This is a genomic window from Bradyrhizobium sp. CCGE-LA001 (assembly GCF_000296215.2).
Taxonomy (GTDB): domain Bacteria; phylum Pseudomonadota; class Alphaproteobacteria; order Rhizobiales; family Xanthobacteraceae; genus Bradyrhizobium.
Genome location: NZ_CP013949.1, coordinates 4,127,496 through 4,150,481, shown reverse-complemented (window position 1 = coordinate 4,150,481; position 22,986 = coordinate 4,127,496). Strand labels below are relative to the sequence as shown.

Genomic DNA, 22,986 nt, shown 5'->3' with positions numbered 1-22,986 from the left:
ATGCTGGTCGACAGCCATTGTCATCTGGATTTTCCCGACTTTGCGGATGATCTCGACGGGATCGTGTCGCGGGCGCGCGCAGCCGGCATCGCACGTATGGTCACGATCTCGACGCGGGTGAGGAAGCTGAACCAGCTTCTGGCCATCGTCGCGCGTTATGACGACGTCTATTGCTCGGTCGGCACCCATCCGCACAATGCGGACGAGGAGGACGGCATCGCGGCGGACGAGCTGGTCGCGCTGACGGAGCATCCCAAGGTCGTCGCGCTCGGTGAAGCCGGGCTCGATTATTTCTACGACAACGGCTCGCCAGAGGCGCAGGCGAGGGGCTTTCGCGCCCACATCGCCGCGGCCCGCGCGACCGGCCTGCCGCTGGTGATCCACACCCGCGAGGCGGACGAGGACTGCGCGCGTATCCTCGAGGAGGAGGCGGGGCGAGGATCGTTTCGCGGCGTGCTGCATTGTTACACGGGCGGGCGCGAGCTTGCACTGAAGGCGGTGGCGCTGGGGCTCTATATCGGTTTCACGGGAATCCTCACTTTCAAGAAATCGGAGGCCCTGCGTGCGCTGGCGGCCGAACTGCCGTCCGACCGTATTCTGGTTGAAACAGACTCGCCCTATCTTGCGCCCGGGAAGTTCCGGGGCAAACGCAACGAGCCGGCTTATGTCGTCGAGGTCGCCAAAGTGCTTGCTGAGACGCGCGGCGTGTCGCTGGAAGATATCTCGCGTCAGACCACCGAGAACTTCTTCCGTCTGTTCTCCAAGGTGAAGGTTCCGGAAGGCGCATGACGCTGACGCTGACGATCCTGGGATGCGGCTCCTCCGCCGGCGTGCCGCGCCCGGCGCTCGGCTGGGGCGCCTGCGATCCCAACAATCCCAAGAACCGCCGTCGTCGCTGTTCGCTGCTGGTCGAACGCACCTCCGAGCACGGCACCACGCGCATCGTGATCGACACGTCCCCCGACCTGCGCGAGCAATTGCTGTCGGCCGATGTCGACCACATCGACGCCGTGTTCCTGACCCACGAGCACGCCGACCAGACCCATGGCATGGACGATCTGCGCTCGGTCGTCATGAAGATGCGTCAGCGCATCCCAACCTACCTCAATCAGTCGACCGCCAAGGATATCATGTCGCGGTTCTCCTATTGCTTCATCTCGCCGGAAGGGAGCGATTATCCGCCGATCCTGACGCAGCATTCGATCGAGGCGGGCGAGAGCCAGACGATCGTGGGGAAGGGTGGTGCGGTGACGATGACCGCCTTTCTGGTGCAGCACGGCAAGATTCCCGCGCTCGGCTACCGCATCGGGGATGCCGCCTATACGCCCGATCTCCATGACATCCCGCGTGAGAGCTGGGGCGCACTCGAAAACCTCGATCTCTGGATCGTCGATGGTTTGCGTTACACCACCCATTCCAGTCATTTCAGCGTCAACGACGCGCTGTCATGGATCGAGCGATTCAAGCCGAAACGCGCGGTCATCACCAACATGGCCTACGAGGTCGATTACGAGGTCCTCCGGCTGTCGCTGCCCGCCGGCGTGGTGCCGGCCTATGACGGGCTGCGCTTGGAAACGCGCTAAACCCGCGGTGGAAACTCCTCTGCCTGCCGGCATAGACCTTGCTTCCGTCTACACCATCATGTTGATCTAACGTCTGAAAGACAGGCGCTGGGCAGAGAGCGATATTGAGGCAACACCGGCACTGACGTGCACGCGCCGGTGTCCGTTTGAATCGCCTCGTATGACGATGGGGATCGTGTTGGCAGGAGACGATGTAGCGGCTCGGGGACTGGTGCGACGCGCTCTGGATCTCCTTTATCTCGGTGCAGGCTACGCCGCGGGCGTCTTCCTGTTTGCGATCTTCGCAATCATGATGGTCATGTCGGTCGGGCGTCAGTTTGCGATCAACATCCCCGCCGGCGATGATTTCGCGTCCTGGTGCATGGCCGCGATGGCCTTCCTCGGCCTCGCTCACACCTTCAAGCGCGGAGAGATGATCCGCGTCGGCCTGCTGCTCGAGCGTCTGCACGGGCGGACCAAGCAGATCGCGGAGATCGTGGCGCTCGGCATTGCCACCGCCTTCATCCTCTATTTCACGCGCCACGCGGTGCAGATGACCTACGATTCCTGGCGCTTCAACGACGTTGCGCAGGGCGTCGTCGCCCTTCCGCTCTGGATTCCGCAGCTTGGCTTTGCCGGCGGCCTTGCGATCCTGTCGATCGCGCTGATCGATGAGATGGTCAACGTCATTGGCGGCAATCGTCCCAGTTACGAGAAGGGGTCGCCGGACGAGACGCCGGAGGAGTTCGTCGAGCGTATCTCGCAGGGCGGCGGAGGTTGAGGATGACCAATCTCGGCATGATCGAGCTGTCGTTCATTCTGCTCGGCGTCATGATCCTGCTGCTCGGGAGCGGCGTCTGGATCGCGGTCTCGCTCGGGCTGGTCGGCTTCGTGGCGATGGCGCTGACCACGAGCCTGCCGCTCGGCTCCGTGCTAGCGACCACCACCTGGAGCGCGAGCGCGTCCTGGACGCTGGCGGCGCTGCCGTTGTTCATCTGGATGGGCGAGATTCTGTTCCGCACCAAATTGTCGGAGGAAATGTTCCGCGGCCTGTCGCCCTGGGTGCAGTGGCTGCCGGGACGGCTGACGCATGTGAACGTGATCGGCTGCGGCATCTTTGCGGCGGTGTCCGGCTCGTCGGCCGCGACCTGCGCGACGATCGGCAAAATCGCGCTGCCCGAGCTCGACAAGCGTGGCTACGACAAGAGCCTGAGCCTCGGATCGCTCGCGGGCTCCGGCACGCTCGGCCTCCTGATCCCGCCTTCGATCCCGATGGTGGTCTATGCGGTCACGGCGAATGTCTCGGTGCTTCAGGTGTTCCTCGGGGGCTTCCTGCCGGGATTGCTCGTGATCGCGCTCTATTCCGGCTACATCATCATCTGGTCGCTGCTCAACCCGACGAAAATTCCGCCGCGCGATCCACCGATGCCATTCCGGCAGAAGCTACGCGAGTCGGCCAAGCTCGCACCCTGCCTGCTGCTGATCCTGGCGGTGTTCCTGTCGCTCGTTCTCGGCTTTGCGACAGCGACGGAATGCGCGGCGTGGGGCGTGTCGGGCGCGCTGCTGCTGGCGTGGTGGAGCGGCACGCTCACGCGCAAGAATTTCCTCGAGAGCATCATGAGTGCGACGCGGCTGACCTGCATGATCATGCTGATCCTCGCAGGCGCGGCCTACACCACGGCGGCGATGGCCTATACGGGCATTCCGGCCGCGCTCGCCACCTGGGTCCAGGGGCAGGAGCTGACACCCAGCATGCTGGCGCTGTATCTGAGCATCATGTACATCATCCTGGGCTGCCTGATCGACGGCATCTCGATGATCGTCCTGACCGCCGTCATCGTGCTGCCGATGGTGAGGCAGGCCGGTCTCGACCTGGTCTGGTTCGGCGTCTACCTCATCATCCACGTCGAGATGGCGCAGATCACGCCACCGGTCGGCTTCAACCTGTTCGTGCTGCAGAACATGAGCGGCCGCGACACGTTCACCGTGGCGCGAGCGGCCTTTCCGTTCTTCGTGCTTTTGCTGGTCGCCGTGTTCATCATCACCGAGTATCCGCAGATCGTGATGTTCTTGCCCAAGCTTGCTTTCCCAGATTGAGCGTATCCGTTCCAGAAATGACCGTGAGGAGAAGCCCCATGATGTCTCGTTTAGTCCGCGCATCCCTGATCGCCGGCCTCGTGATGGCCGCGACGCCAGCCTTGGCCCAGACCAAATGGAATTTGCCGGCGGCATATCCTGCCGACAATCCGCACTCCGAAAATCTGGCGGCCTTCGCCAAGGACGTCGAGGCCGCGACAACAGGCAAGCTAATGATCACGGTTCATCCCGGCGCCTCGCTGTTCAAGGCGCCCGACATCAAGCGCGCGGTGGTGACAGGGCAGGCGCAGATGGGCGAAGTGCTGCTCTCGATCCACGAGAACGAGGATCCGCTTTTCGGGGTCGACGTCGTGCCGTTCCTCGCGACCAGCTTTCCCGACGCCATGAAACTGTACCAGGCCTCCAAGCCGGCGATTACCAAGAAGCTCGATGCGCAAGGTCTCAAGCTGCTGTTCGTCGTGCCGTGGGCGCCGCAGGGCGTCTACGTCAACAAGCCTCTGGCGACGATCGAAGATATGAAGGGCTTGAAGTGGCGCGCCTACAATGTCGGGACAGCGCGTATCGGCGAATTGGTTGGCGCGCAATCGGTCACGATCCAGGCGGCCGAGCTGCCGCAAGCGCTTGCGACCGGCGTCGTGAACTCCTTCATGTCGTCGGGCGGCACCGGCTACGATGCGAAGGCGTGGGAGTCGCTGAAATATTTCTATGACGTGCAGGCCTGGATTCCGAAGAACTACACCTTCGTCAACAAAGCCGCGTTCGAGGCGCTGGACAAGCCGACCCAGGAGGCAATCCTGAAGGCGGCGGCGACAGCGGAAACGCGTGGCTGGAAGGCCTGGCAGGACAAGAGCACCTGGTATCTCGATCAGCTCAAGGCGAAAGGGATGAACGTCGAGCCGCCGAGCCCGGCCCTCAAGGCCGGATTCCAGAAGATCGGCGAGCAGCTCACCGCCGACTGGCTCAAGAAGGCGGGGGGAGACGGCCAGGCGGCGGTCGACGCCTACAAGAAGATGTGAGACCGGCGAGGCCTTCCGCTCGCCGCTCTCGGGCGTGTGGGCGGAGGGCTCGTTCGGTATCGAGACAGACTCCGTAAGCGCTGCTGATCTAAATGGCGCTTTAGGCCGAGATCGCCTTCGCCGATCCGACTTCGTTGCGCAAAAGGAATTTCTGGATCTTGCCCGTGGACGTCTTCGGGATCGGCCCGAACACGATCGCCTTCGGGGTCTTGAATCCGCTCAAATGCGATCGGCAGAACGCGATGATGTCGGCTTCGCTGGCGCTGGCGCCGTCCTTGAGCTCGACGAAGGCGCAGGGCACCTCGCCCCATTTCGCATCGGGCTTGGCAACCACGGCCGCGAACAGCACGGCTGGGTGCTTGTAGAGGATGTCCTCGACCTCGACGGACGAGATGTTCTCGCCGCCGGAGATGATGATGTCCTTGGAGCGGTCCTTGATGATGACGTACCCATGCTCGTCGAGCACGCCGAGATCGCCGGTGTGAAACCAGCCGCCTTCGAACGCTTCCCGGGTCGCCTTCTCGTTCTTGAGATAGCCCTTCATCACGATGTTGCCGCGGAACATGACCTCGCCGATGGTCTCGCCGTCACGTGGCACCTCCCGCATCGTTTGCGGGTTGATGACGGTGACGGCTTCCTCGAGCGGGTAGGGCACGCCCTGCCGGCGCTTCATGCGCGCGCGCTCGGCGGCGGGCAGGTCGTCCCAGCCAGGCTGCTCGGCGCAGACGGAGGCGGGGCCGTAGACCTCGGTCAGGCCGTAGACATGTGTCAGCTTGATGCCGATGCTTTCGGCGCCTTCGAGCACGGCGACCGGCGGCGCGGCGCCAGCGATCAGGCCGACGACCCGGCGCGCGGCGTTGCCTTTGGGCGCATCGGGCGCGTTGATCAGAGTGTTGTAAACGATCGGCGCGCCGCACATATGGGTGACGCCATGCTGCTTGATCAGCTCGAAGATCTTGCTCGGCTCGACCTTGCGCAGGCAGACATTGATGCCCGCGGCCGCCGCAATGGTCCACGGGAAGCACCAGCCGTTGCAGTGGAACATCGGCAGCGTCCACAGATAGACCGGATGCTGGCCGAGATTGCCGGCGAGAATGTTGCTGACGGCGTTGAGATACGCACCGCGATGATGGGTGACGACGCCCTTGGGATTGCCCGTGGTGCCCGAGGTGTAGCTCAGTGCGATCGCGTCCCATTCGTCGGTCGGCAGGATCGCGGCGAAGTTCGGGTCTCCCAGCCCGAGCGCCGCCTCATATTCGATCTCGCCGATGCGTTTGCCGCCCTTGAAGGCGGTATCGTCGACGTCGATCACGAACGGCTTTGGCCCGGTCATCTGCGCCAGCGCGTCGCTGATGACGCTGGAGAATTCCGGGTCGACCAGGATGACCTTGGCGCCGCCATGATCGAGTTGGAACGCGATGGAAGGCGCATCGAGGCGGATATTGAGGGCGTTCAGCACGGCACCCGTCATCGGGACGGCGAAGTGCGCCTCGTTCATCGCCGGGATGTTCGGCAGCATCGCGGCCACGGTGTCGCCGACGCCGATGCCCTTGCCGGCGAGATAGGACGCGAAGCGCTTGCAACGCTCGTGGGTCTGCGCCCAGGTGAAGCTGCGGCCCTCATAGACGGTGCTGACGTGATCGGGAAAGATCGCGGCGCTGCGCGCGAGGAAGCTCAGCGGGCTCAGGGGCACATAGTTGGCGGGGGTCTTGTCGAGGCCGATATTGTACTGGTTCTGCCGCTCACTCATCGACACCTCCTGAAAACGCCTCAAAGGAATCCGATCGAGATCCAGGGGAAGATCGCGACGATGATCAATCCCACCAGCAGCGCCAGCAGATAACCCCAGATCGGCCTGATGCCCTCGGCCGGATCGACGCGTCCGATGGCGCAGGCAGCATAATAGCCGACGCCGAACGGCGGGGCGAATAGCCCGATACCCATGGCCAAAATGATCACCATGGCATAGTGCACCTCGTGCACGCCGACGGCGCGGGCAATCGGGAACAGCAGCGGCCCGAACAGCACGATCGCCGGGATGCCCTCCAGCACGCTGCCGAGAATGACGAAGGCCAGGATCGAGACGGCGATGAAGGTCGCCTGTCCCCCGGGCAATCCCGTCATGGCTGCTGCGAGCGAGCGCGAGAAGCCCGATTGGGTGAGGCCCCAGGCCATGCCGGTGGCGGTGCCGATGATCAGCAGGATCGCGCCCGACAGCGCCGCGGTCTCGACCAGCATCGGGAACAGCCGCCGCCAGTCGAAGCGGCGGTAGACGAGGAGGCCGACCACGGCGCCATAGACGATGCCGATGGTGGAGACTTCGGTGGCGGTCGCGATGCCCTCGACGACGGCGTAACGGATCACGAAGGGCAGCGCGAGCGCGGGAAGGGCGATGACGAAGGTCCGGCCGATCTCGGAAGCCGAGGCACGGCGGACGTGGCTCATGTCCTCATGGCGGTAGCGCCACCACACCAGCATGCACAGCGTGATCGCGAGCACGACTCCGGGCAACAGACCGCCAGTGAAGAGGGCGGCGATCGACACGCCGGTGACCGAGCCGATGGTGATCAGCACGAGGCTCGGCGGGATGGTCTCGGTCTGGGCGCCGGTTGCCGAAAGCAGCGCGACGAGGTCGCCGGGCTTGGCGCCGCGCTGTTTCATCTCCGGGAAAAGCACGGGCGCGACCGCGGCCATGTCGGCGGCCTTGGCGCCGGAGATGCCGGAGACCAGGTACATGGCACCGACCAGCACATAGTGCAGGCCGCCCCTGATATGGCCGAGCAGGCTCGCCAGGAATGCCACCATGGCGCGCGCCATGCCGGTCATCTCGATCAGCAGCCCCAGGAACACGAACAGCGGTACCGAGAGCAGGATGAGGTGGCTCATGCCTTCGTCCATCCGCCCGACCAGCACCATGACCGGCGTCCGCGTGGTCAGCGCCAGATAGCCGAAGATCGCAAGACCAAAGCCGAACGCAATGGGAACGCCGGCAAAGACGCAGAAGCCGGCGACGCCGACGAAGAAGATGACGAGGTTGAGATTGCCGAGCGGCCGCAGCAACGGCTCCGCCAGCCAGAACAGTCCGACCAGGACGGCGACCGACAGCACGGCGGCGGCGACCATGCGATAGTCGGCCGCACGCAGCAGGCGCAGCAAGGCAAAGGCCACCATCAGGCCGATGCCGGCCGGCAGCGCGGCGGCGCGCCACATGTTGGAGATCTGCAGCGCCGGCGTGGTGATGTAGCTTTCCTCATAGGCATAGTCGCAGGACGGCCAGACGATCAGCGCCAGGAACGCCAGCGCCGCCGACGTCGCGACCAGATCGAGATAGACTCGCATTGCCGGCCTCGCACTGGCGACGACCGCGGTCATGCGCATGTGCTCGGAGCGGCGGAACGCCACTGCCGCACCCAGCATCGCCAGCCACAGGAACAGGATCGAGGCCAGCTCGTCCGACCAGATCAGCGGCCGGTGAAAGCCGTACCGCGCGACCACGCCGGCAAACAGAATCACGATCTCGGCGACGACCAGGGCCGCCGCCGGGATCTCCACGAGAAGACCGAGTGCGCGCTCCAGCGAGCCCAGCAATGAAGGTCGGCGAGGGGACCGAGCAGTCGCCTCGCCCGTCATTTCGATCACCTCGGCCTCGATATGAGCCATGACGGCCCCGACGCGCTACGACAGCTTGCCCACGGCCTTTTCCAGGTGGTCCCAGGCCTGGTCGCCATATTTGCCCTTCCACTCGGCATAGAAGCCGGCGGTGCGCAGCTTGTCGCGGAACGGCGCCACGGCCGGCTGGTTGAAGGCCAAGCCCTTGCCGGCGAGCTCCTGCTGGAGGTTGGCGTTGAGCTTGGCGGTATCCTCGCGCTCCTTGACCGCGGCGGCGTTGATGTTCTTGGCGACGACGGTGCGCACGTCCTGCGGCAGCTTCTCCCAGGCTCTGCGGTTGGCCAGGAACCAGAAGCCGTCCCACATGTGGTTGGTCAGCGAGCAATACTTCTGCACCTCGTAGAGCTTGGCGGTCGAGATGATCGCCAGCGGGTTCTCCTGGCCCTCGACGATCCTGGTCTGGAGTGCCGAATAGACCTCGCTGAAATTGATCGAGGCGGGCGCCGCATCGAACGCCTTGAACATCGAGGTCCACAGCGGCGAGACCGGCACGCGGATCTTGAAGCCCTTGAGGTCGTCGGGCCCGGTGATCGGCTTGCTCGACGACGTGGTCTGGCGGAAGCCGTTGTCCCAGATCTTGTCCATGACCTCGAGGCCGGCCTTCTTGATCTCGCCGCGGACATGGGCGCCGAGATCGCCGTCCATGGCCTTCCAGACCGTGTCGTAGTCCGGGAACGCGAAGCCGATGCCGTTGATGGACGCCGCCGGCACCAGGGTCGACAGGATCAGGCCCGACAGCGTGAAGAACTCGACGCCGCCGGAGCGGATCTGGCTCAGCATGTCGGTGTCGGAACCGAGCTGGTTGTTCGGGAAGATCTGGAGGTCGAACTTGCCGTTCGTCTCGGTCTTGATCGCCGCCGCCATCTCCTTGGCGCGCACGTTCAGCGGATGGGTGTCCGGCAGGTTGTTGGCATATTTGTAGGTGAACTCGGCGCTCTGGGCGCGGGCCACATGGGGCGCACCGATGCCGCCCAGGACCGCAGTCGCGGCGGAGGCCTTGAGAAGCGTGCGTCGGGAAAAGCGCGTTGAAAACACCATGGGTCTGCTTCCTCGGAAGTTTGTTGTTGTTCTGAGATGCAAACCTATACGGACGTCAGGTCAGAAGGTCATCTGCGATCTCGCGAGGCCTCGCTTATTGCAGCCGGGCAAGGTCACGGCAACATCGGCTTTCGCAAACTCGGGGTGGATTCGAAACCTGAAAAACAACCCCATGCACAGTAGCCGTCAAGACCGCAGGCGACGATCGTCGCGCGAACGCAGCCTTGAGCGCAGAGCGAACGTTCGATGGCAAGAGCTTCGTCTAAATAATTGATCTGATGGTAGATAAATATATTCCATAATATACCTTATGCGAATTCCTAATGTGGCTGTCCGGATCTGGGTCCACTTGTGGTCCGGTCGCCCGAATCCCTCTCCACCCGTACCGACAGTTCGAATCCCAGCCGCGGCTATCGGGCCTCATCGAAGCTGAGCGGCTCTTGGGTTGGGCCGTGGTCGTCTCGGGTGACGCTCGTGAGCCGGAGCTACCCGAGACGGCGGGTGGCCGATCAGGCCGGCGCGGCGAAGTCGTAGGAGATGCGTCCGGCGGGCAGATAGAACAGCGCGATGACGGCGCCGCCGCGGACTTCGGGGTAATGACGGCTGCCGGGATCGGGCGCGGTCCAGCCGGGGCCCTGCCAGCCCTGAAGCCCCCTCAGCTCGGCGCCCTTGTCCAACGGCACGACCAGGTTCAGCTCCCCGTATGGGTGACCGTGATATTGCCCACGCAGCACGTCGTGGTCGTCCTCATCCTTGAAGCGGCGCGGATCGGCGCTGTTCATGTAGACGGCGGTGATGCTGAACTGGAACGTTTCAGGCAGGGGCTCCAGGATGCGGCTGCGCCGGTAGTTGGGGCCTTCGACCTCCTGGTTGGCGGCCCAGCCTTCCGCAACCCCGCGCTTAATCAGCCGCGCCAGGTCCTGGTAGAGTGGGCTGCCCTCGCCGTATTTTTGATTGAGCCACCGCTCCATCTCCGCGCCCGGTGTCATGTCCTTGACCTCGCGCAGAAATGGAATGCTGCACTGAATCAGCTCGTCTCGGCTTCCCATGGCCTCGTCCTTTCCATTTGCGTTTCACTTTGTTCTTCGAAGCCCGCGAAAGATGCGAACTCCGCTAGGTCGGCGCGTGGCATTAGTCTGCCCCGGGTTCCGTCCCTGGCGCGGCCAATCGAGATTCCGCACACCACCATTTGTTCTGGCGGGATGGACAGCAACGAGCGCAGGGTCCGGTGATATTTCGAGAACGTCTCCTGCGGACAGGACTGGAGCCCATGGCCTGCCGCGGCCAGCAGCACGTTCTGAACGAACATGCCGAGATCGAGCCAGCTTCCGACCTGCAAACGCCGATCGATCGTGATGATGAGCCCAACGGGCGCGCCGAAGAACGCGTAGTTCTTGGCGGTCTGGCCGCTTCTGGCTTGGAGATCGGTCTGGGCGATGCCGAGCGAGCCGTAGAACAGGCGGCCAAACTCCTGGCGTCGTTGCAGGTAGGGTTCGGGCAGGTCGCTGGCGTAGTAGCTGTATTCCGACACGTGCGCGTCGCGGGCGGTGTCGTGCGCCTCACGGAGGGCCGCCGACACCCTGTCCTTGGCGGCGCCCGCCAGCACGTAAACGTGCCAGGGCTGGATATTGGCGCCGCTCGGCGCAAACCGCGCCACACGCAGGATCTGCTCGATGGTCCCTCGCCCGACCGGTGCGTCCGAGAAATCGCGGCACGCAAAGCGGCCCGCAATGATCTCGTCCATCGGGCTTCGCGCAGCTGCGCCCGCGGCCGTCATGGCTTCTTCAGGAGCGGACATCCACCCTGCTCCATCGGCCGGAACGCCTCGTCACCCGGTATCGTTGCGAGCAACTCGTAATAGTCGAACTTGTATTTCGACTGCTCGGGCGACTTGACACGAAACAGATACATGTCGCGGACCAGCCGGCCGTCCTCGCGGATCCGGCCATTCTTTGTCATGAAATCATTCACGGGCATGTCGCGCATCCTGGCGGCGACGGTCGGCCCGTCCAGCGTACCAGCTGCCTGGACGGCCTTGAGATAGTGCATCACCGCGCCGTAGGTGCCGGCGTGGATCATGGTCGGGACCTTCTGGGTCTTGGCAATGAAACGCTTCGACCACGCCCGCGTGTCCTCGTTGAGGTCCCAGTAGAACGCCGAGCTCAGCATCAGGCCCTGCGCACTCTGCAGGCCGAGGCTGTGAATGTCGGCAATGAAGACGAGCAGCCCGACCAGCTTCTGCCGCTGTGTGACGCCGAATTCACCGGCCTGCTTGACGGCGTTGATGAAGTCACCGCCGGAGTCAGCCAGTGCGATCACATCCGCCTTCGACGACTGTGCCTGAAGCAGAAAGGACGAGAAATCCGGCGTGTTGATCGGATGTTTCACCGCGCCGCGGATCTTGCCGCCCATGGCATCGATGACCTGACGGCTCTCGGCCTCGAGTTGGGCCCCAAGAGAATAGTCGACTGAAATGAAGTACCAGGAGTTTGCGCCGAGACGCGACATCGCGCGCGTCGTTCCCTGCGACAGCGCATAGGTGTCGTAGGTCCAGTGTATCCCGGTCGGCGAGCATTCATCGCCTGTCAGGCGCGACGTCGCGGCGCCCGTGGCGAGGAACAGCTTCTTCTTGTCGCGCGTGATGCCCTGTACCGCCAGCGCAACCGCAGAATTCGGCACGTCGAGAATGACCTCGACGTTTTCATTTTCGAGCCAGCGCCGCGCGATGGTCGATCCCACATCGGCCTTGTTCTGATGATCTCCCGCGACGATCTGGATGCTGCGCCCCAGCACCCGGCTCCCGAAATCATCGACGGCCATTTGCGCCGCAACCACCGAACCCTGGCCGCCATTGTCGGCATAGAGTGAGGACATATCGGTGAGGACGCCGAGCTTCACGGGGCCATCCTCCGCAATGGCCGGCGCCGCGAACAGCGCCAGTGCTAGTCCGAAAGCTCCGATCGAGACCACGCAGAATTTCATCACCCATCTCCTCCAAACCCGGCGCCGGGATCATGGCCGGATCGCGAGATTGCGGAAGTGAAACTCTCGCAGAGTGATCCTGAACCGCCTTCAGTTTGGTGCGGCGAACGGCCGGGCGTCGCGCTCCGGGCGCCCTGCTCGGTTGCGTCGGCTGCGTGGTTGGCCTTAACTGCATGCGATCGCAGGCATACAACGGGCGCGCGATCCGCCTTGAGACGGTGTGCTGCGCGTGGCTGTTTCCTTCAAGACGCTTGACCTGAACCTGCTCAAGGTCTTCGACGCCGTGATGGAGGAGCGCAGCGTATTGCGGGCAAGCCAGCGGGTCGCTCTCAGTCAATCCGCCGTGAGCCATTCCCTCGCCCGTCTGCGCGAGATGCTCGAAGACGATTTGTTCGTGCGCACGGCGGCCGGCATGCAGCCGACGGCGCGCGCACTGACGATGGCTCCGCAGGTTCGCGAGGCCCTGCGAACGCTCGAGGCGGCGGTCGAAGTGCCGGGCTTCATTCCGACCGCCGCCACCAGGCAGTTCACCCTCGCCGCCAACGACTTCACCACGATGGTGCTGGCCTCACCGCTCCTGAAGATTCTCAAGGCCGAAGCGCCGGCGATCGACCTGGCGATCAAGCCCGTGACCCGGATTGACCTTGCTGAGCAGATCGATCTCGGCCGCATCGACGTTGCCGTGGGCGTCTTCTCGGATCCGCCGAGCCGCTTCCGCACTGCGCTGCTGTTCGAATATGACGACGTGCTGATCGTAGGCGGCAAGCGCAAGCTCGGCCGGATCACCAACACGACGCTGGCGCGCATGCCGCTGGTCGTCGTCTCCTTCGGCGGCGAGCAGGAGGGAGCGATCGGAGGCTTCATCTCCGAGCGCGGGCTCGCAAGGCGATCGGAAATGTATGACCGCGCCGCGCTCGAACGTGCCCTGTCCGAAAGCGATCGGCCGCCGCGAATAGCCGTGTCGTTGCCGCATTTTCTTGCCCTGCCCGCCCTGCTCGCCGACTCCGAATTTGCAGCCATCGTCCCGCGTCCATTGGCCCGCGCATTCGGACGCGCGCATGCGGTCACCACGTACGAACTGCCTTACGCCACGTCTCCGGTCGAAGTCCGGCTGTTGTGGCACGAACGTGTCGAGGGCGAGCCGGCACACGATTGGCTTCACGATATCCTCAGGCGCGCGACCGAGGATCTCCGGCGCGGACGCTAGCTATGTGGACCGGCGCTCACGGCCAGTCGGCAAAATTCAGCGTCGGTCTCGACCGTCCGGCGCGCGCGCGCGCGGCGACGCGCCGGCGCCAGACGCCCGGCGCCTCACCGGTGTGCTTGCGGAAGAAGCGGCTGAAGTAGGCAGTGTCCTTGAAGCCGAGCGCAAACGCGATCTGCTTGACGGCGGCGGTGCCGGTCTCCAGCCGCGTCGCGGCTTCCTTGACCACGCGCTGCTGGATCAGCTCGCTCGGCGAGCGCTTCAGCTCGCGGCTGCAGAGGGCGTGCAGGCGGTCCGGGGTCATGCCGAGGAGGTTGGCGTAATCGCTGACGCGCAGATGCTGATGATAGCGCTCCTCGAGCAGCCTGCGGAAGCGGCTCAGGATCTCGGTGCTGGTGCCCTCCTCGACCCGGTCGCCGTCGCCGGCGAACAGGCGCCAGAAGCGCAGGATGCACAGAGTCAGCTCGGCCGATACAATCGACGCCGCGCCGCTGCGCGCGGGTGATGCGATCTCATCTGCGATCGCCGCAATCGAACGGGCCATGGTCGTCACAAGTTCAGGATCGACCGGCAGTGCCATAATGCCGGCAGCGCCTTCGAGGGCGAGGTAGGCAGGCTCGGCCGACGGCGGCAGGTATCGATGCCACACGCCCGTGCGGAGATACAGCAGTTCGGCGGTGGCTCCCGCCGACACCTCCAGAAATTCGGCCGATCCCGCCGGCAGCCAGACGATCGCGGGTCCGACCAATTTCATCGACTTGCCGGTCCGGCCGATCTCCGCGGTGCCGCCGCCGTGCAGGCAAAGCAGATGGGTGAAGGGTCGGGACGCCCTGGACATCGGTGTCCAGCGCCGGGCCACGTAATGCGATCTGATCAGCTCGGCGCCAACGGGCGCGGCTCCGCCCGCTATGGACGCCTGCGCGCGAGGAGCCTCCGCGACGCCTCGACGCACTTGCCCGTCACGACCAGAAACGTCCAATCTTTCACCGGATTTGTCCATTGTGCGAACAAACCGCGCGGTGCTTGCTAGGTCAAGTCCTGGTCGCGGCCGGCTCAGCGAAGCCGCGCCGAAGAAATCAGGCCAAGAGGAACGACCACTCACGCGAACAATCGCTTGCGTGAAACACGAGGGAGGATCGACATGTTTTTGGCGAACCGTCGAACGTTGCTGCGCGTCACTGGGCTGATGGCCGCTGCGACAGTGCTGGGAGCCTTTGCGTCCACGGCAGAGGCGCAGGAGAAGATCCGGATCGGCTATGCCATTTCCAAGACCGGTCCCTATGCCGGCGGCGCCGGCATCACCACCCTGCCCAATTACGAGCTGTGGGTGAAGGACGTGAATGCCGCGGGCGGCATCAAAGTCGGCGACAAGAAGCTGCCGATCGAGGTGGTTGAATACGACGACCGCAGCAGCTCGGAGGAAGCCGTCAAGGCGATCGAGCGTCTTGCCAACCAGGACAAGGTCGACTTCATTCTGTCGCCCTGGGGCACGGGCCTGAACCTTGCGGTCGGCCCGACGCTGAACCGCCTCGGCTATCCTCATCTCGCGGTCACCTCGGTGACCGACAAGGCGCCGGAGCTCGCCAAGCGCTGGTCGAACGCGACCTTCTGGCTCGGCACCTCCGCGCAGATCTCCGAGGCGCTGGCGGACCTGCTCGGCAAGCTCAAAAGCGAAGGCAAGATCGGGCCGAACATCGCCATGGTGAGCATCGCCGATCAGTTCGGCATCGAGCTCTCGGCTGCGGGCCGCGCAGCCTTCAAGAAGCACGGCTTCACGCTCGCCTATGACAAGACCTATCCAATGGGGACCCAGGATCTCCAGCCGCTGCTGAAGGATGCCATCGCGGCCAATCCGGATGCGTTCATCGCCTTCAGCTATCCTCCGGATACGATCGCGCTGACCGAGCAGGCGCAGCTGCTCAAATTCAACCCGAAGATCTTCTATGTCGGCGTCGGCACCGCCTTCCCGCTCTATAAGGGCAAGTTCGCCGCCAACAGCGACGGCGTGATGGGGATCGGCGGCTGGAACGCGGACTCGCCACAGCTGAAGGATTATCTCGCGCGCCACAAGGCCGCGACCGGCAAGGAGCCCGATCGCTGGGCGAGCTCGATCACCTATGCGAGCCTCCAGGTTCTCCAGCAGGCGATCGAGAAGGTCGGTAAGCTCGATCGCGCCGCAGTCGCAGCGGAGATCCGTTCGGGCACGTTCGACACCATCATCGGCAAGGTCAAGTTGAAGGACGGCCTGCTCCAGGATATCTGGGGCGTCGGCCAGTGGCAGAACGGCGAATTCTACGCCGTCGCGCCCGCCTCGCTTCCGGGCGCGCGTGCGCCGGTCGTGCCGAAGGCGCAGTGGCAGTAAGGCTGGCGGGCAGGCCTTGCGCGGCGAGGCCTGCCTCCGTCCACCAGGGACCCGTTTCATGTTGCTTGTCGACATCGTCCTGCCGGGCCTCGTGCTCGGCGGCATGTATGCGCTGATCGCGCTCGGGCTCACGCTGCAATATGGCGTGGCGCGGATCATGAACCTCTCTTATGGGGAGTCTCTGGTCGCGGCTGCCTTCGGCGCGTTCTCGCTCTACAGCGGTCTTGGCCTCAGCCCGCTGGCCGCGCTGCTCTTGGCCGTCCCGGTCGCGATGCTGCTGAACTGGCTGCTCTATCGCTTCCTGCTGGAGCGCCTGATGCGGCGGAGCAAGGACAGAGGCGCGCAGGAGATCGACAGCATTCTCGTCACCTTCGGCGTCTTGTTCGTGATCCAGGGCGCCATGCTGGTCGCCTTCGGCGGCCAGTATTACAGCTACAGCTATCTCTCCATTCCGCTGACGATCATGGGCTCAACGCTCGCGGTCAATCGCCTGGTCGCGCTGCTGTTTGCGGCGCTGGTCGGCGGCGCGGTGTATCTTGCCCTGACCCGCACGCGGATCGGCACCGCCGTGCGCGCCATCGCGGTCGATGCCAACGCCGCGCGCCTTGTCGGGATCGACGTGGCCGCCTTGTCGGGGCTGGCCTTTGCCTTCGGCGGCGGCCTGGTCGCCGTCGGCGGCGTGCTCGTCAGCATGTTCCTCACCTTCAATGCCGCCATGGGCGTGGTCTTCACCATGAAGGCGCTGGTCGTCGTCATCATGGGCGGCGTCGGCAATGTGATGGGCGCCTTAGTCGCAGGGTTGTTGCTCGGTGTCGTCGAGACCGCGGTGGCGCGGCTGGTCGATCCGGGCCTGACGCTGGCCGCGACCTACGCGCTGTTCCTGGGCGTGCTGCTGATCAGGCCGACCGGCCTGTTCGGAAGGGCCGTGTCATGACCGGGCCCATGCGTGCATTGCTGTGGGGTACCGTCCCTGCCCTGGCTGTGGCCATCGTCACCTATCCGCTCTACGCCAACGGCTATTATCTCGCGCTCGGCATCAGCGTTCTCTATTTCACGATTCTGGCGACGGCCTGGGCGATGTTCTCAGGTCCCACCCGCTACATCTCGCTTGCGACGGTCGCCTTCTTCGGCCTCGGCGCCTACACCGCCGCAGTGCTCGGCGAGACCATGCCTTGGCCGGTCGTGCTGCTGGCCGCGGCCGGCGTGGGCGCACTCACCGCCGCGATTACCGGCCTCTCGACGCTGCGGCTATCAGGCATCTATTTCGTAATCTTCTCCTTCGGGCTTGCCGAGCTGATCCGGCAGCTGGTGATCTGGTACGAGGTCAACATCCACAAATCGGTCGGCCGCTATCTGTTCAGCGCGGTGACGCAGGACATCCTCTATTGGCAGCTTCTTGGTCTGACGGCGCTCGTCTTCCTCGTGGGTTGGCTGCTCGGGCGCTCGCGCTACGGGCTGGCCCTGCGCGCCATCGGCGCCGACGAGACCGCGGCCAGCCACTCTGGCATCGACGCGACGCGGGTCAAGCTCAGCGTCTTCATTCTGAGCGCGACATTCATGGCGGTCACAGGCGCGGTGATGGCGCCGCGCTGGACCTATATCGATCCCGCCATCGCGTTCAATCCGACCATCTCGTTCCAGGTCGTGATCATGGCCTTGCTGGGCGGCGCCGGCTCGCTGTTCGGACCTGTACTCGGCGTCATTCCGCTGGTCCTGCTGTTCGAGGTGCTGACCGCGACGCTGCCCAATCATTTCAGCATCGTGCTCGGCGTCATCTTCGTGCTCATCGTCATGGTGCTGCCGAACGGCGTGATCGGCCTGTTCGGGGCAGGCCGCTGGCGCGTCCCGGCTGGGCGGCCTGCGGCTGCTTCCGCCCGCACCATGGCGGCACCGCTGCTCGCGGTCGAGGGCGTCAGCAAATCGTTCAGCGGGTTGGTTGCCGTCAATGACGTCAGCTTCAAGGTCGCGCCGGGCGAGATCATCGGCATCATCGGCCCGAACGGCTCCGGCAAGACGACGCTGCTCAATACGCTGTCCGGCGCCTTGAAGCCTTCGTCGGGGACGATCCGGTTCGGTGGCACCCTCCTCAATGGCCTGCGCGCGCACCAGATCGCGCGCCTGGGCCTCGCCCGCACGTTCCAGCTGGTGCGCGTGATGCCGGATCTGACCGTGGCCGAGAACGTCGCGGCGGCGCGGCTGTTCTCCACGTCGGACGGCGCGGACGCAACGGCGAGCGAGCTGCTCGATCTGGTCGGGCTCGGCAGCATGAGCGAAACGCCAGCGCGCGATCTCACCTATATCGACCAGAAGCGTCTGGAGCTCGCCCGCGCGCTGGCGCTGCAGCCGCGCCTCGTGCTGCTCGACGAATGGCTGGCGGGCCTCAATCCAAGCGAGCTCGAAACAGGCATCGCCCTGATCGCAAAACTGCGGGACCGCGGCCTCACCATCATCATGGTCGAGCATGTCATGGATGCGATCCGCGCGCTGTGCAGCCATTGCATCGTCATGAATGCCGGCAGCGTGATCGCACGCGGCGGACCGGACGAGGTGTTGTCCGATCCTAAGGTCGTCGCCGCCTATCTCGGAGGTGACGATGCTTGAGATCTCCGCCCTCTCCCACTTCTATGGCAAGCACCAGGCCCTTGCCGACATTGCGCTTGGCATCAATCAGGGCGAGATCGTCGCGATCCTTGGCGCAAACGGCGCCGGCAAGTCGACCTTGCTCAAGAGCATCGCCGGGCTGGTCAAGCCTGCGCCGGGCGCAACGATCCGGTTCGAGGGACAGAGCATCGTCGAACTGCCAGCCCATCTGATCGTGGAGCGCGGCATTGCCTTGGTGCCCGAAGGCCGCGGCGTGTTCGGCGATCTGACGGTCGCCGAGAATCTGCAGCTCGGTGCTTATCCCGCACGCGCCCGCGCCGGCGAAGCGGACCGGCTCGCAAGGATCCTGCAGCTGTTCCCGCGGCTTGCCGAGCGCATGCCCCAGGCCGTCCGCACCATGAGCGGCGGCGAGCAGCAGATGGTGGCGATCGGCCGCGCGCTGATGTCGAACCCGCTGCTGCTCCTGCTCGATGAGCCCTCGCTCGGCCTGTCGCCCCTGCTCAGCCGCGAGGTCTTCCGCGCGCTGACGCAGATCCGCAGCACCGGTCTCGGCGTGCTGCTGGTCGAGCAGAACGCGCGGGCGAGCCTCGACATCGCCGATCGCGTCTACCTGATCGAGTCCGGCCGCAACGCCGGCAGCGGCCCTGCGGCTGCGATGAGGAACGATCCCGAGATCCAGCGCGCCTATCTCGGCAAGGCGCGCGTCTCTTCGAAACCAACGTAATCACCCACACCCCATGGAGAGCGCCATGAACGCAATCGACCTTCTCATCGGCGGCAAGGACCAGTCGGCCAGCAATCAGCGCACCTTCCAGCGCCGCAATCCGATCTCCGGCGAGACCGCGACCGTCGTAGCCGCGGCCTCGATCGACGATGCGATGCGCGCCGCCGACGCGGCTGCCGCCGCCTTTCCGGCCTGGTCGCAGCTCGGTCCCTCCGAGCGCCGCAAGCGGCTGAGCGCCGCCGCCGACATCCTCGCGCGCCGAGCGGCGGAGTTCACCGCACTGATGGTCGCCGAGACCGGCGCCACCGCGGGCTGGGCCGGCTTCAACGTGCATCTCGCCGAAGGCATGCTGCGCGAGGCCGCCGCCATGACGACGCAGATCTCGGGCGAGGTCATCCCGACCGACAAGCCCGACAATCTCGCGATGGCGTTCCGTCAGCCGGTCGGCGTCGTGCTCGGCATCGCGCCGTGGAATGCGCCGGTGATCCTGGGTGTGCGCTCCGTCGCGATGCCGCTTGCCTGCGGCAACACGGTGGTGCTGAAGGCCTCCGAGATGAGCCCCGGCGTGCACCGCCTGATCGGAAGCTGTCTGGCGGAGGCCGGGCTCGGCGACGGCGTCGTCAATGTCGTGACCAATGCGCCGGAGGATGCGCAGGCGGTCGTCGAAGCGCTGATCGCCCATCCCGCGATCCGCCGCGTCAACTTCACCGGCTCGACCCGGGTCGGCCGTCTCATCGCGCTCGCTTGCGCCAAGCATCTCAAGCGCGCGCTGCTGGAGCTCGGCGGCAAGGCCCCGCTCGTCATTCTCGACGATGCCGACCTCGATGCCGCCGTCAACGCCGCGGCCTTCGGCGCCTTCATGAACCAGGGCCAGATCTGCATGTCGACGGAGCGGATCGTCGTCGACGACAAGGTGGCGGACGCCTTCATCGCCAAGTTCAGCGCCAAGGCGAAGAGCCTGCCCCATGGCGATCCCGGCAAGGGCAATGTGGTGCTCGGCTCGCTGATCAGCAATGCTGCCTGCGACCGCGTCCGCGGCCTGATCGACGACGCCGTCGCCAAGGGCGCGGTGGTGACGGCAGGCGGGCACGGCAACGGCACGATCATGCCGGCCACCATCGTCGATCATGTCACGCCGGCGATGCGCATCTATGGTGAGGAAAGCTTCGGTCCGGTCGTGACCGTAGTGCGCGTCAGCGGCGTGGACGAGGCGGTCCGCGTCGCCAACGACACCGAATACGGCCTCTCCTCCGCCGTGTTCGGCCGCGACATCGCGCGCGCCCTTGGCATTGCCAAGCGGATCGAGGCCGGCATCTGCCACGTCAACGCGCCGACCGTGCACGACGAGCCCCAGATGCCGTTCGGTGGCACCAAGGCGTCAGGCTACGGCCGCTTCGGCGGCAAGGCGGCCATCGACGAGTTCACCGAGCTGCGCTGGATCACCGTGCAGACGGGGCCGCGGCACTATCCGTTCTGAGCGGTCGCCCGCGTTTAGCGCAGCGGCAACAGCTCCAGCTGTCCCTGCGCCTTCTTGACGATGGTGGCGTACCAGCTCTGGCTCGGCGCTTCCTTGGCGAAACATTTGGTATAGGCGTCCATGGCCTTGTCTTCGCGGGCCATGGCGTCCTGCGGGACCTTCCTAGCCATCATCTGGTTCCAGACCTTTTCGCAGGCCGGAATCTCCGTCGTCTTCACGCCGTCGGACGTAGCGATGAAGTAGACCTTGTCGCCCTGGATCGCGACCACGTCGATTTCATCCGGCGGCCCCTTCAGGCCGCCATTGCCGCGCAAGCCGAGTACGGCCGCTGCAACGGTTACACCCGCGGGCTTGGTGATCGGCAGCTCGGCATAGATGGCGAAGGCGGCATCCTGGATCGCATTGTAGTAGAACCGGTCCGACTTGAAGGCGGCGCCGATCTCCTGCGGCATGCCGTCCTCGCGACGCTCGCGCAGCCAGTGCTTGAGCAGCGTCGTCGTGGTCACGACGGCCTGCGTCTTGTAGCCTTCCGACGCGAAGCTGAGCCCGTCGAGATGGCCGAAGCCGATGTCGCCCTTGAACAGCGTGTCGACGTTCGATTTCCCCTCGGCCGGCAGCCCCTTGATCGTGACCGCACCCACCACGCCGCGCAGCATCTCTGCCAGCTCCTTCAGCGCGGCGTCATGCTGCTTGTAGATGGCGTCGCTCTCCTTGGCTTTGGAGAACTTTGCGATGTTGCGGTCGCGCAGCTCGAGATAGGGCTGCTCGGGCGTGGCCGCATGTGCGGGCGCGGCCAAGACGAGCAGGCAGAGCAAGGCAAGCGATCTCATTGCGATTTCCGGAAAGACTGGAAGCGATCTCCAGTCTTTGTGGCGGCGCCTCGCCGGAAGGTTCACCTGCAACGGCCGGGCGAGCCCTACTCCGCCGGCGTGAGCTGCTGCTGGCTGAGCCGCACCGCCGCGGTCTCGCGCACGCGGACACGGGCGCGGCGCTTGCGCCACCAGATCACGACGCCGGTCACCGAGAGCGCCGCCACCACCAGCCCCATGATCGAGATCAGGATGCGGCCGAACAGCCCGACGATGCGGCCCGAATGCAGCGGGAACTGCGCCTGCACGAAGATGTCGGCAGCGGTGCCGACCCAGGGCAGCCGCTCGCCGATCGGGCGGCCGTCCTCGCTGTCGTAGTAAAGCTGCGCCGGGCCGACACCGCCGGCGCCGTGATCGTCGCCGGGATGGAAGAAGGCAGCGGCATAGACACCATGGGCAGGCCCGTAGCTGATCGCGCCGACCGGAATGGTCCAGCCACGAGCTTTGCCGTCGGCGGCTGCGCGGGCGGCGATCTCGGCGAACGTCATTTTCGGCTCGATGGGGTCGTCGAGGCCGCGATAGGGCCGCTGCTCATAGGGCGTCGGGGTGTAGTTCGACACCATCTTCATCAGCGGCGAGAACACCTCGAAATACAGGTTCAGCGAGAACGCCGTGAAGGCGATGACGAACAGCAGGCTCCAGGTCCACAGGCTGAAGGCGCGGTGGATGTCGAAATTGATCCGGTACGCGCTGCCCGAGGTCTTGATGGTCCAGGCCGGCGCCCAGCGCGCCCAGAATCCGCGCTCGAGCTGCCGCGCGACTTCAGGCGCCCGCGCCGCCTTGGCGCGCCGCCGCGAGGGCAGCGTCAGATAGAAGCCGACGAAGCAATCGATGGTCCAGATGATGGCGATGATGCCGAGCACGCGCATGCCCCAGCGGTCGCTGCCCCAGAACTCCGGGATGTGCATCGTGTAGTGCAGCTTGTAGAGGAACGAGACGAAGTTCTCTCGCGTGACCGGCCAGACCGCGCCCCAATAGCGCCGGCCGAGCTCCGCGCCGGTGTTGGGATCGAGGAAGACCTGGTTATAGTCGAGCGGATAACGCTTGCCGGTCGCGGGATCGATCCGCGGCATCACGAAGAACCACAGCGAGTGGCCCTCCTCCGGAGTCATGAAGAGATAGACGACGCGCGCGCGAGGATCGCGCTGCTCGATCATCTTGGCGAGCTCAATCGAGGGAATCGCCGGGCCCTTGCTGCTGACGTCGAACAAGTGGCTGTTCAGGACATCGTCGAGCTCGTGATCCCACGAGATGATCGCGCCGGTGATGCCCGAGAAGAACAGGAAGCCGGCCGTCAAAAGTCCCGCCCAGCGATGCAGCCGACCGAATATCGCTCTCATCGTCTTCCACTCTCATCCGTCAGGTCCGGCTCCCCATTGCCGGAC

Annotated in this window: 20 protein-coding genes; 11 read left to right on the top strand and 9 right to left on the bottom strand. The window is 65.0% G+C overall.

The genetic code is table 11. The features are described from left to right. The 5 genes from BCCGELA001_RS19180 to BCCGELA001_RS19160 all read left to right on the top strand — a co-directional run bounded on the left by BCCGELA001_RS19180 (position 1) and on the right by BCCGELA001_RS19160 (position 4,675). The gene (locus BCCGELA001_RS19180; RefSeq protein ID WP_060736055.1) at positions 1 to 789 is read left to right on the top strand and encodes a TatD family hydrolase; all 789 of its coding nucleotides are present in this window, start codon (positions 1 to 3) and stop codon (positions 787 to 789) included. After that, complete coding sequence (locus BCCGELA001_RS19175) at positions 786 to 1,583, top strand: MBL fold metallo-hydrolase (protein ID WP_008559421.1); 798 nt, start codon at positions 786 to 788, stop codon at positions 1,581 to 1,583. The genes BCCGELA001_RS19180 and BCCGELA001_RS19175 overlap by 4 nt, the downstream gene beginning before the upstream one ends. Before the next feature lie 166 nt (positions 1,584 to 1,749). Beyond that, on the top strand, positions 1,750 to 2,343 hold the full coding sequence (locus BCCGELA001_RS19170) for a TRAP transporter small permease (protein WP_060737728.1): 594 nt from the start codon (positions 1,750 to 1,752) through the stop codon (positions 2,341 to 2,343). A gap of 2 nt (positions 2,344 to 2,345) precedes the next feature. Next, a complete protein-coding gene (locus BCCGELA001_RS19165; protein WP_060736054.1) occupies positions 2,346 to 3,659 on the top strand; it encodes a TRAP transporter large permease in 1,314 nt (437 codons plus the stop codon). Positions 3,660 to 3,697: 38 nt separating this feature from the next. Next, positions 3,698 to 4,675: a TRAP transporter substrate-binding protein gene (locus tag BCCGELA001_RS19160; RefSeq protein WP_060736053.1), complete on the top strand. Its 978-nt coding sequence runs from the start codon at positions 3,698 to 3,700 to the stop codon at positions 4,673 to 4,675. 100 nt (positions 4,676 to 4,775) lie between these two features. Here the strand turns inward: BCCGELA001_RS19160 and BCCGELA001_RS19155 are convergent, their stop codons facing one another. The 6 genes from BCCGELA001_RS19155 to BCCGELA001_RS19130 all read right to left on the bottom strand — a co-directional run bounded on the left by BCCGELA001_RS19155 (position 4,776) and on the right by BCCGELA001_RS19130 (position 12,364). Further along, positions 4,776 to 6,425, bottom strand: a complete 1,650-nt coding sequence (locus BCCGELA001_RS19155; protein ID WP_008559400.1) for an acyl-CoA synthetase — start codon at positions 6,423 to 6,425, stop codon at positions 4,776 to 4,778. Between the two features lie 20 nt (positions 6,426 to 6,445). Beyond that, entirely contained in the window at positions 6,446 to 8,335 is a 1,890-nt protein-coding gene (locus tag BCCGELA001_RS19150) for a TRAP transporter large permease (RefSeq protein WP_060736052.1), read from the bottom strand. A gap of 15 nt (positions 8,336 to 8,350) precedes the next feature. Continuing rightward, positions 8,351 to 9,382, bottom strand: a complete 1,032-nt coding sequence (locus tag BCCGELA001_RS19145; protein ID WP_008559394.1) for a TRAP transporter substrate-binding protein — start codon at positions 9,380 to 9,382, stop codon at positions 8,351 to 8,353. Between the two features lie 509 nt (positions 9,383 to 9,891). Beyond that, positions 9,892 to 10,431: a 4-hydroxylaminobenzoate lyase gene (locus BCCGELA001_RS19140; RefSeq protein ID WP_008559393.1), complete on the bottom strand. Its 540-nt coding sequence runs from the start codon at positions 10,429 to 10,431 to the stop codon at positions 9,892 to 9,894. Beyond that, complete coding sequence (locus BCCGELA001_RS19135; protein ID WP_060737727.1) at positions 10,410 to 11,180, bottom strand: nitroreductase; 771 nt, start codon at positions 11,178 to 11,180, stop codon at positions 10,410 to 10,412. Before BCCGELA001_RS19135 ends, BCCGELA001_RS19140 begins: the two co-directional genes overlap by 22 nt. After that, a complete protein-coding gene (locus BCCGELA001_RS19130; protein WP_060736051.1) occupies positions 11,156 to 12,364 on the bottom strand; it encodes an ABC transporter substrate-binding protein in 1,209 nt (402 codons plus the stop codon). The genes BCCGELA001_RS19135 and BCCGELA001_RS19130 overlap by 25 nt, the downstream gene beginning before the upstream one ends. A 229-nt stretch (positions 12,365 to 12,593) precedes the next feature. On the opposite strand from BCCGELA001_RS19130, the gene BCCGELA001_RS19125 reads away from it, so the two are divergent. Then, positions 12,594 to 13,571, top strand: a complete 978-nt coding sequence (locus BCCGELA001_RS19125) for a LysR family transcriptional regulator (protein ID WP_060737726.1) — start codon at positions 12,594 to 12,596, stop codon at positions 13,569 to 13,571. Positions 13,572 to 13,587: 16 nt separating this feature from the next. Here BCCGELA001_RS19125 and BCCGELA001_RS19120 read toward each other — a convergent pair whose 3' ends face one another. Continuing rightward, entirely contained in the window at positions 13,588 to 14,427 is an 840-nt protein-coding gene (locus BCCGELA001_RS19120; RefSeq protein WP_236840715.1) for a helix-turn-helix domain-containing protein, read from the bottom strand. 282 nt (positions 14,428 to 14,709) lie between these two features. Here BCCGELA001_RS19120 and BCCGELA001_RS19115 point away from each other — a divergent pair, with 282 nt between their 5' ends. Genes BCCGELA001_RS19115 through BCCGELA001_RS19095 form a run of 5 tightly spaced genes read left to right on the top strand, consistent with a single transcriptional unit; the run spans position 14,710 to position 20,732 of the window. Continuing rightward, positions 14,710 to 15,930, top strand: coding sequence for an amino acid ABC transporter substrate-binding protein (locus BCCGELA001_RS19115; protein WP_060736049.1), 1,221 nt, complete (start codon positions 14,710 to 14,712; stop codon positions 15,928 to 15,930). Between the two features lie 58 nt (positions 15,931 to 15,988). Then, on the top strand, positions 15,989 to 16,864 hold the full coding sequence (locus BCCGELA001_RS19110) for a branched-chain amino acid ABC transporter permease (RefSeq protein WP_060736048.1): 876 nt from the start codon (positions 15,989 to 15,991) through the stop codon (positions 16,862 to 16,864). Continuing rightward, entirely contained in the window at positions 16,861 to 18,531 is a 1,671-nt protein-coding gene (locus BCCGELA001_RS19105; RefSeq protein ID WP_008559353.1) for a branched-chain amino acid ABC transporter ATP-binding protein/permease, read from the top strand. The genes BCCGELA001_RS19110 and BCCGELA001_RS19105 overlap by 4 nt, the downstream gene beginning before the upstream one ends. Next, positions 18,524 to 19,255: an ABC transporter ATP-binding protein gene (locus BCCGELA001_RS19100; protein WP_008559351.1), complete on the top strand. Its 732-nt coding sequence runs from the start codon at positions 18,524 to 18,526 to the stop codon at positions 19,253 to 19,255. Before BCCGELA001_RS19105 ends, BCCGELA001_RS19100 begins: the two co-directional genes overlap by 8 nt. Positions 19,256 to 19,280: 25 nt before the next feature. Continuing rightward, on the top strand, positions 19,281 to 20,732 hold the full coding sequence (locus BCCGELA001_RS19095; RefSeq protein WP_060737725.1) for an aldehyde dehydrogenase: 1,452 nt from the start codon (positions 19,281 to 19,283) through the stop codon (positions 20,730 to 20,732). Between the two features lie 14 nt (positions 20,733 to 20,746). On the opposite strand, the gene BCCGELA001_RS19090 is transcribed toward BCCGELA001_RS19095, so the two are convergent. Further along, entirely contained in the window at positions 20,747 to 21,562 is an 816-nt protein-coding gene (locus BCCGELA001_RS19090) for a hypothetical protein (RefSeq protein WP_060736047.1), read from the bottom strand. An 86-nt stretch (positions 21,563 to 21,648) separates the two neighbouring features. Continuing rightward, on the bottom strand, positions 21,649 to 22,941 hold the full coding sequence (gene fsrB, locus BCCGELA001_RS19085) for a siderophore utilization protein FsrB (protein ID WP_060736046.1): 1,293 nt from the start codon (positions 22,939 to 22,941) through the stop codon (positions 21,649 to 21,651). Positions 22,942 to 22,986: the final 45 nt, after the last annotated feature.